This is a genomic window from Dellaglioa sp. CoH-56-MRSF-10, assembly GCF_056782175.1.
Window position 1 is genome coordinate 1 of the sequence record NZ_JBXAYF010000080.1, and the last position, 309, is coordinate 309.

A 309-nucleotide genomic window follows, 5' to 3' on the forward strand; every position below is an offset into this window, starting at 1 on the left:
TGTTCGACCCGGGTAACTGCCCGGAGTGGATTTTGGAGCGCGTGAAGACGAAGTATTTTGAAGGATCATCCTGATAGCTGTTGATTTTCTCAAGACCTACGCGATTAAGATCGCGCTTGTCCTGATAGTGTTCGTGGCAGGTGCCGCACTTGGCTACAAGCTGGGTTATGACTCTGCGTGGTCAACTCAGCAGGCCACCATCAACAAAATGGCCAAGGCCGAGAATGATCGCCGCGACATCGATAATTCGCGGCTCAACAACGCGGAGCAAGCAGCACCGAAGCTAACTCAGCAGGCTGAGGCTAAGAC

1 protein-coding gene is annotated in these 309 nt (G+C 53.1%); it reads left to right on the forward strand.

Annotated elements, in window-relative coordinates:
- Positions 1-127 precede the first annotated feature (127 nt).
- Positions 128-309: hypothetical protein (locus AC1RP4_RS07905; protein WP_481763259.1), on the forward strand; the 182-nt coding region annotated here is incomplete at its 3' end.